The sequence below is a fragment of the Pseudomonas sp. S2_A10 genome (assembly GCF_054668465.1).
The window spans coordinates 2,224,517-2,240,459 of record NZ_CP162773.1 but is presented as its reverse complement, the minus strand read 5'-3'; the positions used below and the strand labels follow the sequence as shown (position 1 = coordinate 2,240,459).

Here is a 15,943-nt window from a genome sequence, read left to right as displayed (position 1 = left end):
CCATGAGAAAGAATTTCAGGCATTTGAAGCACTGCTTGAAACGGAATCTGCAGCGCTTGAAAAACGACTTTTACATGACAAGAACACCGGTTATTTGCGGTTTTCGCTGAAAAACCGGCGAAAAAAAACCCCGAACGAATCGGGGTTTTCTCATTTTTCTTACAGCGGATCGATCATCAGAAGATGTTGATCGGATAGTCCACGAATACACGCAGCTCGTTACCGCTGACGTTGTACTCGCTGGATTTCTGCGACACCCGCAGGATCGAGCTGCGCAACTTCACGCTCAGGTCTTTGGCCGGGCCACTCTGCACGACGTACTTGAACTGGTTGAAAATTTCGCGCTCGGTGCCGCCTTCGCTGGTGGACGTGGTGATGTTGTCGCCGCGCACGTAAGCGAAGTTGTAGCTCAGACCCGGAACGCCGAACGAACCAAAGTCCAGACCGTAACCCAGCTGCCAGCTGCGTTCGTCTTCGGCGTTGAAGTCAGACCAGTAGGAGTTGGCCAGATAGATGGAGTTACCACCGTCGCCGACACGGCCCTGATCTTTCTGGTAGCCGCCGTAGGCATAACCGAGGTTGCTGTCGCCGGTGGAACGCTGGTGTGCCACGGTGAACGAGTGCGGGCCGGTGGCGAAGGTGGCTGCCAGGCTCCAGATCTTGTTGTCGCGACCGGTGACGATGCTTTCGCCCGGTACGGTGTTTTCGCGTACGTACGAGCTGTCCAGCTTGGTGCGATAGCCGTTGAAATCCAGGGTCAGCGACTGATCCTTGTTGAACGGAATCACATAGTTGGCGTTCACGTACTGTTTCTTCAAGACGTCCTCAACGTCGGAGGCGTACAGCGCGCCTTTGAAGTTTTCGGTGAACTGATAGCTGCCGCCCAACACGTTGATCGACTTCAGACCGCCGCTGTCACGGCCTTCATCGCTCTTGCGCGATTCGGCGGTGAAGCGACCGGCGTTCAATTCCAGGCCTTTGATCTCACGGGAGGTGATCAAAGTACCGGTATAGCTTTCCGGCAGCAGACGCACGTTGTCGTAGCTCAGCACCGGCAGGGCCGGCATCTGGTCGCCATAGGTCAACACGGTGTTGGAAACACGGAATTTGACCGCTGCGCCGCCCTTGGCAATGTCGTGGTTCGCGCGACCATCATTTTCCTGCCTGAAGAAGTCGATGCCGCCGGCGCCGCTACGGCCCTTGCCGCCGTCCAGGCGCAATGCGTACAGACCGAAAGCGTCCACGCCGACACCAACGGTGCCTTGGGTGAAGCCCGACGAGAACGTACCGATGGCCGCTTGGCCCCATTCGGCCTTGTCCTTGTTACCGTCTTTGTAATCACGATTGATGTAGGCGTTGCGCAACAGCACTTTAAGGCTGCTGTCTTCAACGAAACCCTTGGATTCGGCCTGGTCGTTAGCCATGGCCTGTGTAGCACTCAACATCCCCAGTGCGATCAGACTGATTCGCTTGTTCAACATTTTGTTTTCCTTATTACGGGTTGAAACGCGCTGTGTCGAACGGCTGAAACGGCGCTTTCTGCACTCTTGTATTCACCCCGAAACAAAAAAGCCCGCCGACGTTAACGTCATGGCGGGCCTGCTCCTTATTTTGAGTCATGGCGGTTAGCCACAGGCGTTGGGCCGAATCGTAGCCGCGCCCTGAACTGTGTGTCAATTTCAAGAATCGTCTTTAAATAGGCGAAAAACGTCTAAGAAACGTAATTTTTTTGCTGGGCTGTTGCAGAAAAATGAGGTTAAGCAGGGAGTTCTGAACCGTGGGAGCGAGCCTGCTTGCGAAATGGGTGGATCATTCGATGAAGTCATTGGCAGGGCTGACGTCTTCGCGAGCAGGCTCGCTCCCACCTTTGAATGCCTGTGGATAAAAATCAGGCCAAAAAAAGCGCCGCCATCCCGGCAGCGCTTTTACCAATCCCTATTGTTCCTATCCTTCCATCACATCCCACAAGGCTTCCAGCTCGGCCTCGCTGAACAGGCCAGCGGGGTAACGCTCGATCATCATCCGGCGCGGATCAGGTTGTCTGATCTGACGCGTTCCATTGGACTTCAACCAGTGCGCGACAAGCTGGAGCGATTCGCCGTTGACGGCCATGGGATGCACAGTCCGCTCGCTGATTACGTTCACTTCGGCGTTCATTTCAGCGCTCTCTCCCCGTTCGTGAGCGGCTACGTTATCCAAGGTTTGTGACAGAACTGTTGAAGTTCCCCTCCCTCCCTAGTGCATCAGGAGCAATACAAGAGCTATGCCAAGGCGACTCGAATGTCGACCGGCGGATACAAACAAGCCCGCGGTCCTGACGGGCCGCGGGCTTGCTTTCATGCAGAGCGAGCTAATCATTGCCTGGATGATTTGTGAATCAACTCAAGCTGTTACGACTCAACTCACTCTTTGTGCGGCGCTGGCTGCTGTTGGGTAAGGCAGTGAATATTGCCGCCACCCAGTAACAGTTCACGGCCCGGCACCATCACCACTTCGTGCTGCGGGAACAGCTTCTGCAGAATTTCCCTGGCCGGGGCATCCATCGGGTCGTCGAAGCTCGGCGCGATGATGCCGCCGTTGACGATCAGGAAGTTCACGTAGGAGCCGGCCAGGCGCACGGAAGGATTGCGCTCCTGCGAACCGTCCACCGCATCGACGCCGGCACACTCTTCTTCGGTCGCGTACAGCGGCCCCGGAATCGGCATTTTGTGCACCGTGAACGGGCGGCCCTTGGCGTCGGTGCTGCTTTGCAGCACTTGCATCGCGGCCTGGCAGCGCGGGTAGTTCGGATCCTGCGGATCTTCGGTCCAGGCCAGCAACACTTCGCCCGGACGCACGTAGCAGCAGAAGTTATCCACATGGCCGTCGGTTTCATCGTTGAACAAGCCATCCGGCAACCAGATGATCTTGTCCACAGACAGGTTGTCGCTGAGTACGGCTTCGATTTCTTCTCGGGTCAGGTGCGGGTTGCGATTGCGGTTGAGCAGGCATTCTTCGGTGGTGATCAGCGTGCCTTCGCCGTCGACATGAATCGAGCCGCCTTCGAGCACGAAACCTTCGGTGCGGTAGCGCGGGCTGCGCTCGATCTCGAGGATCTTGCCGCCGACCTGCGAATCACGGTTCCACGGTGCATACAGGCCGCCATCGAAACCGCCCCAGGCGTTGAAATCCCAGTTCACACCGCGCACTTCGCCATGGTTATTGATAACGAAGGTCGGGCCGCTGTCACGAACCCAGGCATCGTCGCTGGACATTTCCACCACGCGGATATTCGGCACATCGAGGCGCGCGCGGGCGTTTTCGTATTGGCCGGCGGAGACGGCAACGGTCACCGGCTCGAAGCGGGCGATGGCTTTGGCCACTGTGGCGTGCGCGGCCTGCGCCGGTTTGCCACCCAGACGCCAGTTGTCCGGGCGCTCGGGCCAGATCATCCAGGTCTGGGTTTGTGGCGCCCACTCGGCCGGCATGTAGAAGCCGTCGGCGCGCGGGGTACTTTTCAATGTGGTCATCAGGACTCCAGGGAACCGTCGAGGGTTTTCAACGCGCCGTACAGATTCGGCCGGCGGTCGCGGAATGAACCCCACGCGCTGCGAATATGTTCCAGCTCGTCGAGGTTGAACGTGTGCACAAGAATACCTTCTTCGGTTTTATTCAGCTCCTGCACTTTTTCGCCGAACTGGTTGGCGATGAACGAAGAGCCATAGAAGGTGATGTCGTAGCCGTCCTGCTCTTCATTGCCGATGCGGTTGCTGGCAACCAGCGGCATCAGGTTGGCGCCGGCATGGCCCTGCTGCACTCGCTGCCAGTGATCGCGCGAAGAAATGGTCTTGTCGTGCGGCTCGCTGCCGATCGCGGTTGGATAAAAGAGAATTTCCGCGCCTTGCAGGGCCATGCTGCGCGCCGCTTCCGGGAACCACTGGTCCCAGCAGATGCCGACGCCGATTTTCGCGTAACGGGTATTCCACACCTTGAAGCCGGTGTCGCCCGGGTTGAAGTAATACTTCTCGTGATAGCCCGGGCCGTCCGGAATGTGGCTTTTACGATAAATTCCGAGGTTGCTGCCGTCGGCGTCGATGATCGCGATGCTGTTGAAGCGTGCACGCCCGGCCAGTTCGTAGAAGCTGATCGGCAGCACCACTTGCAGCTCTTTGGCAATTTTCCGGAAATGCTTGATGGCGACGTTTTCTTCAACCGTCGTTGCCAGTTGCAGGTAATCCGGATTGGGCTTCTGGCAGAAGTACGGTGCCTCGAACAGTTCCTGTATGAGGATGATCTGCGCGCCTTTGCCGGCGGCTTCACGGACCAGTCTTTCAGCGGTTTCGAGGTTGGCTTCCAGGTCCCACGAACAGGCCATCTGCGTGGCGGCGACGGTAACGATACGGCTCATGAATCATCTCCGGGCTAGTGCTTTGACGGTCGAAGAATTCAACCGAAAAGAAAACGCGCGCACCGGACAAGAGATCGCCATGCCGGAGCAATGGCGAATTTATAACCGATAAATATCGGCTTTAAAAGCTATAAATAAGTAATCTCTTCGCTTGAACGCTAATTAAATCGATACAAATCGAACTTGAGAGTTAAAACAAATGTGGGAGCGAGCCTGCTCGCGAATGGGCTGTGTCAGTCACCGCATGTGGCGACTGATACACAGCTTTCGCGAGCAGGCTCGCTCTCAAAGGGGATGTGCCTTGCTTACAGACCTTCGCTCAACACCCGATCCAGCATTTCGACGAAGAAATCCACGCTCTGGCGCGACGTCACCATCGGTGGCTTGATCTTGAGGATGTTCAAGTCATCGCCCGTCGGCTGCATGAAGATCCCCAACTCGCGCAGGCGGTCACACAGCAACGCTGTCTCGGCGGTTGCCGGTTCCAGCGTCTGCCGATTGCGGATCAGCTCCAGCCCCAGATAAAACCCGGAGCCGTGCACCGCGCCGACCAGCGGATGTTTATCGATTAACGCTTCCAGGCGCGCCTTGAAGTAACCGCCGACGACCTGGGCGTTTTCCCAGAGCTTTTCCTCCTCCATCACATCCAGCACCGCCATGCCGATCTGGCAACTGACCGGACTGCCGCCCGCCGACGAGAAGAAATAACCTTCGGCCTCCAGCGCCTCGGCGATTTCCCGGCGGGTGATCACCGCGCCAAGTGGCTGGCCGTTACCCATGCCTTTGGCCATGGTGATGATGTCCGGCACCACGTCCTGCTCTTCGAAGCCCCAGAAGAAATGGCCCATGCGCCCGTAACCGACCTGCACTTCGTCAGCGATGCACACCCCGCCCTGCGCGCGGACCTTTTCATACACCTGCGGCAGATAGCCCGGCGGTAAAGAAATACCCCCGGCATTACCGTAGACCGGCTCGCAGATGAAACCGGCCAGTTGCCGCTTTTGCTCGGCCAGTTTTTGCAGGTGATGTTCGACGCTGCGCACGTAATCCGGCGCCGAATCCGCGCCACGGAATTCGCCCCGATAAGTGTTCGGCGCCGGCACCGGATGCACCCAGTCCGGGCGACTTTCCAGCGCCCTCGGGTTGTCGGCAATCGACGTCGATACCGCATCGGCACCGATCGTCCAGCCGTGATACGCCTCGAGCACGCTGATCATGTCGCGCCCGCCGCTGAAAGCCCAGGCCAGACGAATCGCCAGGTCATTGGCCTCGCTGCCGCTGTTGACCAGGAACACGCGATCCATGCCCTTCGGCGCCAGCTTCAACAAGCGCTCGGAGAACTCGGCGACCGCCGCATAGTTGAAGCGCGAATTGGTATTGAGCAACGACCACTGCCGCGCCGCGACCGCCGCCATCCGAGGGTGACCATGGCCGAGAACCGCGACGTTGTTGAGCATGTCCAGATAGGATCGGCCGTGCATGTCGATCAGGTGATTGCGCCAGCCGCGTTCAATACGTGGCGGGTTAACGTAATAGTGTTTTTGCGTGCGGGCGAAACTGGCATCGCGGCGTTCGAGCAGGGTTTGCGCGTCCAGCTCAGGCTCGGCGTCGCAGGCCAGCCCGAGCAAAGTCGCCGGTGACGGGCACACCGCCTGCCATGCGGATGCACGGGACGGCGTGCAGAACAGCGGCGCGTCGAGTTCTGCTCCCCGGCACATCTGCACTAGCAGCGGGCCCGTGACCGTACCGAGCTTCTGGCCTCGATCCAGTGCCGCGTCATGGCCAAGAACTGGCGTCACGCCCCACAGGCGAACGCTGAACTGCGGGCCATCGAGTTGCAGCGCCCCGTTTGCCGCTTGATTCAGAACGCCGGGGAACGGTGCTTGCACCTCGCTTCCGGTCGGCACACGCAATTCGACATGCAACGGGAACGTATCCGGTTCAGTCGCACTGTCCGGGCGGGTGCGTGACAAGCGGTACTGGCCATAACGCGTCGCCGCCAGCCCATGGACCGCTGCTGCTTCTGTCAGCAAGCGCTGATCAATGCCCGGCTGCTCCCAATTGCCCGCTTCGAAATGCGGACTCAACACGCCCAGATCGATCAGCGCAAATTCACGCCCGACCAGCCCGGGCAACAATGGTGCAAATTCTGTGTTTTCAGCCTCCGGCACGGTCTGTCCCACGGCGGTGAGAATCGCCGCTTCCATCAGCTCCAGTGGCACCGAGGTCGCGACGCGGAAGATTTCCCACTCGTGGCTGAGATTGTCGCGGCTATAAGTATTGGCGGGATCGATGCTCACCTGTTGCTCGCCACTGAGCACCAGCACCGCCGCCCGCGCCACGATCAAGGGCCACAGCGCTTGCAGTTCTGCGTACTGCAACGGATTGACCGCGTGATACGCCTTGACCGCCGGCAGGATGACAAACGGATCGCCATCGGCGTGATGCAGCAAAGCCGCACAGGTTACCGACAGATCGGTGATGCGCCAGGTGCGCACCAGATCACCGAAGTCGATCACCCCCTGCAATTGCCAATGCCGCTGGGCATCACGCGCCCAGACGACGTTGTCATCGGTGATATCCATGTGAATCGCCTGCACCGGCAGCTTGTCCAGCAGCGGCTGCAAACGGCGCTCGGCCTGCTCGGCGGCAGCGCTGATCACCGCACGCTGCTGCACGTCCGAGATCACCGGCAACAGATGACTGATCAAAGCGTTGGCGTGACGCGCGTCCCACTGCAAGGTGCGTTCAAGGCCCGGGTGATCGAAGCCTGCGAGCGCCAGATCCATCTCGCCACAGAGTCGGCCAAACCCGGCAACCACGTCCTGGCCAAGATGATCGAAATCGGTCAACGGCTGCCCGTCGATGTACTCCAACAACCGCACATGCACCGTTTCGCCATTGGCTTGCAACGACAACAGATCCGCACCGTTATTGGCTGCGATGACGCGCGGCACCTTGATCGCCGAGTGCTCGGCCAGATAATTGAGGCCTGCGTGCTGGGCTTGCAGTTCCACAAGAGCGTAGTCGCCACGACAGACTTTCAACACGAAGCGCCCATTTGCGCTGTCGACGCGGTAATTCAGATCCTGCTGGCTGCCCAGCGCCTGCAACGTGCCGCTGAGCCCGTAATGTTCGGCCAGCCATTGCAGCGCCTGCGCCTCTGAAACCTGCGGACCGGGCAAACTGGCGCGATGAATCAACGTGGCGAGCGGCATGAAACGACCCCTGAAATTTTATTAGGCGCTTATATCGCCATTGCCTTGGCGGTTACGCAACCCCCAGCGTGACTGAACGGCCCAATTCAAACCGAACGCTCGCGCCCTGCAGCACTTTGCGCAAGAATGTCGGCCATTCACACCTGTCTATGGAAATCCTCATGAATGTCATCACCACCGATCTGCCCGGTGTTCTGATCATCGAACCCAAGGTGTTCGGCGACGAGCGCGGTTTTTTCTACGAGAGTTTCAATGCCAAAGCGTTTCAGGACGCCACCGGTCTGGATACGCAATTTGTGCAGGACAACCATTCGCGCTCGCAAAAAGGCGTGCTGCGTGGCCTGCATTACCAGTTGCAGAACACCCAGGGCAAACTGGTTCGCGTGACCGCGGGTGAAGTGCTTGATGTGGCGGTGGACATCCGTCGCAGTTCGCCGCATTTCGGCAAGTCGGTGGCGGTGCGCCTGTCGGCGGAAAACCATCGCCAACTGTGGGTACCGGAAGGTTTCGCTCACGGCTTCGTGGTGCTGAGCGAGTTCGCCGAATTCCTCTACAAGACCACCAACTATTACGACCCGTCCTCCGAGCGCAGCATTCGCTGGGACGACCCGGCGCTGGGCATCGACTGGCAACTGGACGAAGCGCCGAAGCTGTCGGCCAAGGACCAGGCGGCTGCGCTGCTCAAGGACGCTGACGTCTTCGCCTGAGGCCGGGCATAATGCGCCTGTCCCTACAGGCGTATCCGGCACATGAAACCACCGCTTCCCCGCAGACCCCGCTGGCGTAGCCTCGCGCTGTTGGCCCTGTGCCTGGCGCCGCTGCTGTGGCCGCTGGAACATCTTGCCGAGCGCTATTACCGCAGCGAACTCGCCGGGCAGAATCGCCAGACCCTCGATCTCTACGTCGCCAACCTGCTCGGCACCCTGCATCGCTATGAAGTGTTGCCGCAGATTCTCGGCGATCTGCCGGCCCTGCGCGCGGTGCTCGGTGCGCCGGACGACGGCGTGACCCAAGGCAACGCCAATCGCCTGCTGAAAAACATCGCCGCGCAGACCGGCGCTGAAGTGATGTACCTGATGGACACGTCCGGCCAGACACTGGCGGCGTCGAACTGGGACAAACGCGACAGCTTCGTCGGCCGCAACTTCGCCTTCCGCCCGTATTTCAGTGAAGCCATGGCCGGGCGCCTCGGGCGCTTCTTCGGCCTCGGCACCACCTCGGCCAAACGCGGCTATTTCTTCGCCGCTGCTGTGCGCAACGGCGAGAAAATCATCGGCGTGCTGGTGATCAAGGTCGACCTCGACCATACCGAAAGCCTGTGGGGCAAAACCCCGGAACAACTGCTGGTGACCGACCATAACGGCGTGGTCATCCTGACGTCGCGCCCGGAATGGCGTTTCCGCTCCACTCGCGAGTTGAGCGATGCCGAGCGCGCCGCGATCACCGCGATCCAGCCCTACCCGACCCGTGAACCCCGGCCGCTGAACCTGAGCCCTGACGCCTGGCTGACGCAGACCCACGACATCGCCGAGACCGGCTGGAGCGTGAGCATCCTCGCCCCGCGCACGCTGATTGATCGTCCGGTGCGCACGGTGGTCGCGATCGGCGGCGCCACACTGTTGGTGGTGATGCTGCTGGTGGGTTTGATGATGCAACGTCGCCGGCATTATCTGGAGCGCATCGCCTTCGAGGCCAAGGCGCGCCGCGAACTGGAAGGCCGGGTGGCCGAACGTACCAGCGATCTGGAAGGCCTCAACCGCCGTTTGAAGCAGGAAGTGCTTGAGCGCGAGCACGCCCAGCAGGAGCTGGTACGCGCCCAGGACGATCTGGTCCAGGCCGGCAAACTGTCGGCGCTGGGGACCATGTCGGCGAGCATCAGCCACGAACTCAATCAGCCGCTGGCGGCGATTCGCAGCTATGCGGAAAACGCCGAAGTGCTGCTCGATCATCAGCGCACCGAGGACGCGCGCGGCAACCTCAAGCTGATCAGCGAACTGACCGGGCGCATGGCCTCGATCATCGCCCACTTGCGTGCCTTCGCTCGGCGCGATCGCCACGCACCGGAAAGCGTCGCTCTGCAACCGGCGCTGGACGATGCGCTGGCATTACTCGCCAAACGTCGCCGCAGCATGGAAGTCGAACTGATCCGCGACTTGCCCGCAGCCACGCTGTGGGTCGAGGCCGGCGAAACCCGACTGCGCCAGGTGCTCGGCAATCTGCTGGCCAACGCCCTCGATGCGCTCACCGAAAAAGGCCCGCCGCGCAAGTTGTGGCTGAGTGCCGAAGCCACCGCCGACGGCGTCAATCTGTACATTCGCGACAATGGCCCCGGGTTCTGCATGGAAGCTCTTGGCCGCGCCAGCGAGCCCTTTTACACCACCAAGACCCGCACACAGGGTCTGGGTCTGGGACTGGCCATTTGTGAAACGCTGATGCGCGCCTTTGGTGGCGAGCTGTCGTTCGCCAACCACAAACAAGGCGGTGCCCTGATTACCCTGCGCCTGCGCGCCGGCGCGCCCGGAGTCAGCCTGCAACCGTCCGAGGATCGAAGTGCATGACCATCGACAATCGCATCCAGGTAGTGTTGATCGACGACGATCCGCACTTGCGCCAGGCTCTCGGCCAGACCCTGGACCTGGCCGGCCTGAAAATTCTGCCGCTGTCCGAAGCCAAGGGCCTCGCCGCACAGCTTGAGCGTGACTGGCCAGGTGTGGTGGTCAGCGACATTCGCATGCCGGGCATGGACGGCCTCGAGCTGCTCAGTGAATTGCACGCACAGGATCCCGAGTTGCCGGTGCTGCTGATCACTGGCCATGGCGACGTACCGCTGGCGGTGCAGGCGATGCGCGCCGGCGCTTACGACTTTCTGGAAAAACCCTTTGCCAGCGATGCACTGCTCGACAGCGTCCGTCGCGCCCTCGCGCTACGGCGGCTGGTGCTGGACAACCGCAGCCTGCGTCTGGCCTTGAGCGACCGCAACGAATTGAGCGCGCGGCTGGTCGGCCATTCGACGCCGATGCTGCGCCTGCGTGAGCAGATCGGTGCGCTGGCGGCGACCAAGGCTGACGTGCTGATCCTCGGCGAAACCGGTGCCGGCAAAGAAGTCGTGGCCCGCGCGCTGCACGACTTGTCGAGCCGCCGCAACGGTCCGTTCGTAGCGATCAACGCCGGCGCCCTGGCGGAATCGGTGGTGGAAAGCGAACTGTTCGGTCACGAGCCCGGCGCCTTCACCGGCGCGCAGAAACGCCGCATCGGCAAATTCGAATTCGCCAACGGCGGCACGCTGTTTCTCGACGAAATCGAAAGCATGAGCATGGACGTGCAAGTGAAACTGCTGCGCATGCTGCAGGAGCGCGTTGTTGAACGCCTGGGTGGCAATCAGTTGATACCGCTGGACATCCGCGTCATCGCCGCGACCAAGGAAGACCTGCGCCAGGCGGCGGATCAGGGTCGCTTCCGCGCCGACTTGTATTACCGCCTCAACGTCGCGCCGCTGCGCATCCCGCCGCTGCGCGAAAGGGGCGAAGACGCATTGGTGCTGTTCCAGCATTACGCCGATGAAGCCAGCGCCCGCCATGGCTTGCCGCCCCATGAGCTGCAGCCGGCACACCGCGCCCTGCTGCTGCGCCACACCTGGCCGGGCAATGTACGTGAACTGCAAAATGCCGCCGAACGCTTCGCCCTCGGCCTTGAACTGGCACTGGACAACAGCGCTGACGGCAGCGGCGGCGCGCCCGTAGAAGTGGTCAGCGGCGGCCTTAGCGAGCAAGTGGAAAACTTCGAAAAATCGTTGATAGCCGCCGAACTGGCGCGCTCGCACAGCTCGGTGCGCAGCCTCGCCGAAGCTCTGGGTATTCCGCGCAAGACCCTGCATGACAAGCTGCGCAAACACGGTCTGAATTTCGGCGACAGCAGCCACGGGGAAGACAACGAATGAGCAGCGAAAGCGAATACCTGCAAACGGTGCTGCATCACGACATTCCGCTGACCGCCGAAATGGGCCTCGAGGTGCTTGAGTGGCGCGAGCAGCAACTGAGCCTGCACCTGCCCCTCGCGCCCAACGTCAATCACAAGAGCACCATGTTTGGCGGCAGCCTGTACTGCGCAGCGGTGCTGGCCGGTTGGGGCTGGTTGCATTTACGTTTGAAGGAAGAAGGGATTGCCGACGGACATATCGTCATTCAGGAAGGACAGATCAGTTATCCGCTGCCGGTGACGGGAGACGCCGTGGCCATTTGCCCGGCGCCGGAGGCCGCGGTGTGGAAACGCTTTGTGGCGATGTATCGGCGATATGGACGGGCGCGGCTGACGCTGGATACGCGGATACTGAATGCGGGAAGTGAGGACGAGGCGGTGAGATTTACCGGGCAGTACGTTTTGCACCGTTGAAGATCAACAGCCCCTCACCCTAGCCCTCTCCCGAGGGAGAGGGAACCGATACGGGGATGCTACAGATTTACGTCGACCTGAAACTGCTTCGCCGAATCCACGACTCGATTCTCCAGGTCGATGCATAGCGCCAGACAACTCGGTCGGCTCCCTCTCCTGGGGGAGAGGGCCGGGGTGAGGGGAATTGCGGATCAGGCAGTTAGCCTCGGGCCAACTCCAACAACCGTCCGCGCCACGCAGCCTTCGCCGGCAGCGCCAGAAAGAACTCGTTCAACAGCGATTCTCGCGGCGGATAACTGAACGCTTCACCCTTCAAATCCAGCACCTCGCCCCCCGCCCCTTCCAGCACGCCCTGCGCTGCCGCCGTGTCCCACTGCGAAGTCGGCGCCAGTCGCGGATAGCAATCAGCAGCACCTTCGGCCAACAGACAGAACTTCAAGGAACTGCCGATATTGGCCAGTTGCAACTCACCAAGACTGGCGCTCAACCCGGCCAGCAAACGCTCTTGCTCGGGACTTGAATGTCGACGGCTGGCCACCACGGTAAACGCCTCGCCCGGCGCAGGCACATCGCGCACCTGAATCGCCGTCGGCGTACCGCCCTCGTCGCCACGCCAGGCTCCAAATCCGGCGCCGCCGACATAAAAACGACCGTTGGTCGGCATCGTCACCACACCAAACACCACCCGGCCATTTTCGATCAGCGCGATGTTGACGGTGAATTCCTCGCTACCGCTGATGAACTCCTTGGTACCGTCCAGCGGATCCACCAGCCACCAGCGCTGCCAACCGGCGCGAACACTTTGCGGGATGTCGGCGTCCTCTTCGGACAGCACCGGAATGCTCGGTTCCAGCGCCGTCAGCCCGGCAACGATAAGGTGATGGGCGGCCAGGTCGGCGGCCGTGACCGGCGAATCATCGGACTTGGCCGTGACTTCAACGCCGGCGCGCCAGAACGGCAGAATCGCCTCGCCAGCCTGTAAAGCCAGCGCAACCACAGGTGCCATCAGCGGATGGGGAAAATTCATCGACGTCTCACTCATAGCTGAACACCCCGCGCTGGCTCAGCAGGTCGCGGGTCAGATACAGCGCAGCCAAGGCGCGGCCCTCGGAAAATTGCGGATTCTGCGCCAGTGCCGACAGTTCGCGCAGGTTGACCTTGTCGACCCGCATCGGCTCCGGCTCATCACCTTCCAGCCGCTCTTCATACAGGTCGGTGGCCAGCACCACCTGGATTTTCTGGCTCATGTAACCGGGCGACAGCGACAGCTCGGTCAGATGTTCCAGTTGACGTGCGCCATAACCGGCCTCTTCCTTGAGTTCCCGCTCAGCGGCCGCCAGCACGTCTTCGCCCGGCTCGATCAGGCCTTTGGGCAGAGACAGTTCGTATTCGTCGGTGCCGCCGCAGTATTCCTCGATCAACACTGCGTGTTCGGCATCAAGCATCGCGACGATCATCACCGCGCCGTAGCCCGCACCCTTGCCGACCAGACGCTCGTAAGTGCGCTCCACGCCATTGGAAAATCGCAGCTTGAGTTCTTCGACGCGAAACAGGCGACTGGTGGCGACGATCTCGCGGGCGAGTACGGTGGGTTTCTGGCGCATGCAAAGCTCCTTGGCGTGAACGCGCTACTATAACGCGGCTTTCCCGATTGTTTGCGTCGGATATCTTTTCACCGTTCGAGACGTTGCCATGCCTTCTTTACCGTGGTCCGACATCGATACCGTTCTGCTCGACATGGACGGCACGCTGCTGGATCTGCACTTCGACAACCATTTCTGGCTCGAACACCTGCCCCAACGCTACGCCGAACTGCACGGCATCAGCCGGGCCATGGCCGAGCTGGAATTGCAGCCGTTGTTCGAACGCCACGCTGGCCAGTTGCAGTGGTACTGCCTGGATTTCTGGAGCGCGGAACTGAAATTATCGGTGCGCGAACTGAAACAGGAAACTGCCCACTTGATCGCCCTGCGCGCCGATGCCGATACCTTTCTCGGCGCAATCAAACGCGCCGGCAAACGGGTGATCATGATCACCAACGCGCACCGCGATTCGCTGTCGTTGAAACTGGAACGGATCGAACTGGCGCCGTACTTCGAGCGGCTGATCAGCTCGCATGACTACGGTTATCCCAAGGAGAACCCGCAGTTCTGGGATGCCTTGCAGGCGGACATCGGTTTTGATCCGGCGCGCAGCCTGTTTATCGACGACACCTTGCCGATCCTGCGCAGTGCGCGGGATTTTGGCGTGGCGCACTTGCTGGCGGTGAAAGAACCGGACAGCCGCAAAGGGCCGAAGGACACAGCGGAGTTTGCCGCAGTCGAGGATTACCGCGATTTGATTGCAGGGCTTTGACCCCTGTAGGAGCTGCCGCAGGCTGCGATCTTTTGATCTGCTTTTTTTAAAGTCCAAGTCAAAAGATCGCAGCCTTCGGCAGCTCCTACATGATTGCGTTATTTTGGAATGCGCAGTTTTTGTCCCGGATAGATCTTGTTCACATCCTTGAGCATCGGTTTGTTGGCATCGAAGATTTTCTGGTACTGGTTGGCATTGCCATAGACGCGCAGGGAGATCGCACTGAGCGTGTCACCTGCCTTGACCTCGACAAACTCGGCAGCCACGACGACCGGTCCGGTCACCGTGATCTGATCATCGACACTGCCTACGCCCGCAATGTTGCCCACCGCGAGCAGAATCTTTTCCTTCTCTTCCTGGCTCGCCACTTCACCGGTCACCGTCACCTTGTCGCCATCCACGGTCGCCTGCACGTTGGGATTGCCCAACCCGACCTTGCTGATATGTTCCTTCAACTGCTCACTCGCATTGGCATTGCCTGGGGTCAACAGATCAATCAGCTTCTCACCGGCCTCTTTCACAAAGCTCAACAGACTCATAGCGCACACTCCTTGATTTGGGTTCCAGTCGTCCAAGCCTAGACCACCCCGGCCAAACCCGGTTCCAGTCCGACCAATGACGCTGCCGCGCCGCTGGCGGTAGAATCGCCACACCCCGCCAACCGCCCGGAGCGAAGATGGACATCAAGCAACTGAAATTCCTCATCGCCCTCGACGAAACCCGCCATTTCGGCCAGGCCGCCGCGCGCTGCCACATCACCCAGCCGACCCTGTCGATGCGCTTGCGCAGCCTCGAGGAAGAACTCGACCTGCCATTGGTCAATCGCGGCCAGCGCTTCGAAGGCTTCACCGCACCGGGCGAACGCGTGCTGGCGTGGGCGCGTACGGTGCTGGCAGCCTATGACGGCTTGCAGGCGGAAGCGGCGGCCTGTCGCGGCAACCTGATCGGTACGCTGCGCCTGGGCGTGGTGCCGCTGTCGAGTTTCGATCCGTTACCGCTGATGCAACGACTGCACGCGGCGCACCCGGACCTGCGTTTCGAGCTGTCTTCGCTGAGCTCCGAGCAGGTGCTCGAACACCTGGCGAACAACCGCATCGACATTGGCGTGTCGTATCTGGAGCGTCTGGACAGCGAGCGCTTCGATTCGCTGGCCTTCAACGAGACGCGCATGGGCCTGCTCTATGACGAGCGCTCGTTCAGTTTCGGCGATGAACCCCTGAGCTGGGAATCGCTGATCGAACTGCCGCTGTGCATGCTCACCAGCGGCATGCATTTTCGCCAGTCCATCGACCACAACTTCCACAGCCGTGGCCTGACGCCGCAACCGCTGTTGCAAACCGACGCCGTGCATCAACTGCTGCAAGCAGTCCACGGCGGTTTTTGCTGCGCAATCATGCCCCTCGACGGCGGCGCGGAAACCCTCGCCGATCACCTGCGCCTGCAACCGATCGAAAATGCCCACACCCTCGCCCCGCTGGGCCTGATCATGCGCCGTGGGGCGCCGCGTTCAGCGCTGGCAGAAGCCTGTTTCGCGCTTTATCAGAAATCGTCAAAAGACGCTTGATCGACGGCATCTATCGGTAGATCGGTAATA

The 15,943-nt window shown here is 60.6% G+C and carries 14 protein-coding genes; 6 read left to right on the top strand and 8 right to left on the bottom strand.

Features of this window, described 5'->3' with window-relative positions; translation table 11 throughout:
• Window positions 1-176 precede the first annotated feature (176 nt).
• The 5 genes from AB4N41_RS10220 to AB4N41_RS10200 form a co-directional block, all read right to left on the bottom strand.
• The gene (locus AB4N41_RS10220) at window positions 177-1,481 is read right to left on the bottom strand and encodes an OprD family porin (protein ID WP_150741768.1); all 1,305 of its coding nucleotides are present in this window, start codon (window positions 1,479-1,481) and stop codon (window positions 177-179) included.
• Window positions 1,482-1,944: 463 nt separating this feature from the next.
• Window positions 1,945-2,157 carry a hypothetical protein gene (locus AB4N41_RS10215; protein WP_016772156.1) on the bottom strand — a complete coding sequence of 71 codons (213 nt, stop codon included), beginning with the start codon at window positions 2,155-2,157 and terminating at the stop codon, window positions 1,945-1,947.
• A gap of 245 nt (window positions 2,158-2,402) precedes the next feature.
• Window positions 2,403-3,509 carry an agmatine deiminase gene (gene aguA / locus AB4N41_RS10210; protein WP_252877252.1) on the bottom strand — a complete coding sequence of 369 codons (1,107 nt, stop codon included), beginning with the start codon at window positions 3,507-3,509 and terminating at the stop codon, window positions 2,403-2,405.
• On the bottom strand, window positions 3,509-4,387 hold the full coding sequence (gene aguB / locus AB4N41_RS10205) for an N-carbamoylputrescine amidase (protein ID WP_041477498.1): 879 nt from the start codon (window positions 4,385-4,387) through the stop codon (window positions 3,509-3,511). The genes aguA and aguB overlap by 1 nt, the downstream gene beginning before the upstream one ends.
• 305 nt (window positions 4,388-4,692) lie before the next feature.
• On the bottom strand, window positions 4,693-7,605 hold the full coding sequence (locus AB4N41_RS10200) for an aminotransferase (protein WP_252877251.1): 2,913 nt from the start codon (window positions 7,603-7,605) through the stop codon (window positions 4,693-4,695).
• Between the two features lie 161 nt (window positions 7,606-7,766).
• Here AB4N41_RS10200 and rfbC point away from each other — a divergent pair, with 161 nt between their 5' ends.
• The 4 genes from rfbC to AB4N41_RS10180 are packed head-to-tail and all read left to right on the top strand — an operon-like array spanning window position 7,767 to window position 11,994.
• A complete protein-coding gene (gene rfbC / locus AB4N41_RS10195) occupies window positions 7,767-8,312 on the top strand; it encodes a dTDP-4-dehydrorhamnose 3,5-epimerase (protein WP_056787145.1) in 546 nt (181 codons plus the stop codon).
• Between the two features lie 42 nt (window positions 8,313-8,354).
• Window positions 8,355-10,163 (top strand): sensor histidine kinase, encoded by a 1,809-nt coding sequence (locus AB4N41_RS10190; protein ID WP_252877250.1) that lies wholly within the window; start codon window positions 8,355-8,357, stop codon window positions 10,161-10,163.
• Window positions 10,160-11,542 carry a sigma-54-dependent transcriptional regulator gene (locus AB4N41_RS10185; RefSeq protein WP_041477494.1) on the top strand — a complete coding sequence of 461 codons (1,383 nt, stop codon included), beginning with the start codon at window positions 10,160-10,162 and terminating at the stop codon, window positions 11,540-11,542. The genes AB4N41_RS10190 and AB4N41_RS10185 overlap by 4 nt, the downstream gene beginning before the upstream one ends.
• Window positions 11,539-11,994 (top strand): thioesterase domain-containing protein, encoded by a 456-nt coding sequence (locus tag AB4N41_RS10180; RefSeq protein WP_252877249.1) that lies wholly within the window; start codon window positions 11,539-11,541, stop codon window positions 11,992-11,994. The genes AB4N41_RS10185 and AB4N41_RS10180 overlap by 4 nt, the downstream gene beginning before the upstream one ends.
• 199 nt (window positions 11,995-12,193) lie before the next feature.
• Here the strand turns inward: AB4N41_RS10180 and cysQ are convergent, their stop codons facing one another.
• Both cysQ and nudE read right to left on the bottom strand, forming a co-directional pair.
• Window positions 12,194-13,021 (bottom strand): 3'(2'),5'-bisphosphate nucleotidase CysQ, encoded by an 828-nt coding sequence (cysQ, locus tag AB4N41_RS10175; protein ID WP_056787137.1) that lies wholly within the window; start codon window positions 13,019-13,021, stop codon window positions 12,194-12,196.
• A 7-nt stretch (window positions 13,022-13,028) separates the two neighbouring features.
• Entirely contained in the window at window positions 13,029-13,598 is a 570-nt protein-coding gene (nudE, locus tag AB4N41_RS10170) for an ADP compounds hydrolase NudE (RefSeq protein WP_016772166.1), read from the bottom strand.
• Between the two features lie 88 nt (window positions 13,599-13,686).
• Here nudE and yrfG point away from each other — a divergent pair, with 88 nt between their 5' ends.
• Window positions 13,687-14,349 carry a GMP/IMP nucleotidase gene (gene yrfG / locus AB4N41_RS10165; protein WP_056787135.1) on the top strand — a complete coding sequence of 221 codons (663 nt, stop codon included), beginning with the start codon at window positions 13,687-13,689 and terminating at the stop codon, window positions 14,347-14,349.
• Window positions 14,350-14,447: 98 nt separating this feature from the next.
• Here the strand turns inward: yrfG and lysM are convergent, their stop codons facing one another.
• Window positions 14,448-14,888, bottom strand: coding sequence for a peptidoglycan-binding protein LysM (gene lysM, locus AB4N41_RS10160; protein ID WP_123585632.1), 441 nt, complete (start codon window positions 14,886-14,888; stop codon window positions 14,448-14,450).
• 137 nt (window positions 14,889-15,025) lie between these two features.
• Between lysM and AB4N41_RS10155 the strand changes: the two genes are divergently transcribed.
• Window positions 15,026-15,913, top strand: a complete 888-nt coding sequence (locus AB4N41_RS10155) for a LysR family transcriptional regulator (protein ID WP_252868618.1) — start codon at window positions 15,026-15,028, stop codon at window positions 15,911-15,913.
• Window positions 15,914-15,943: the final 30 nt, after the last annotated feature.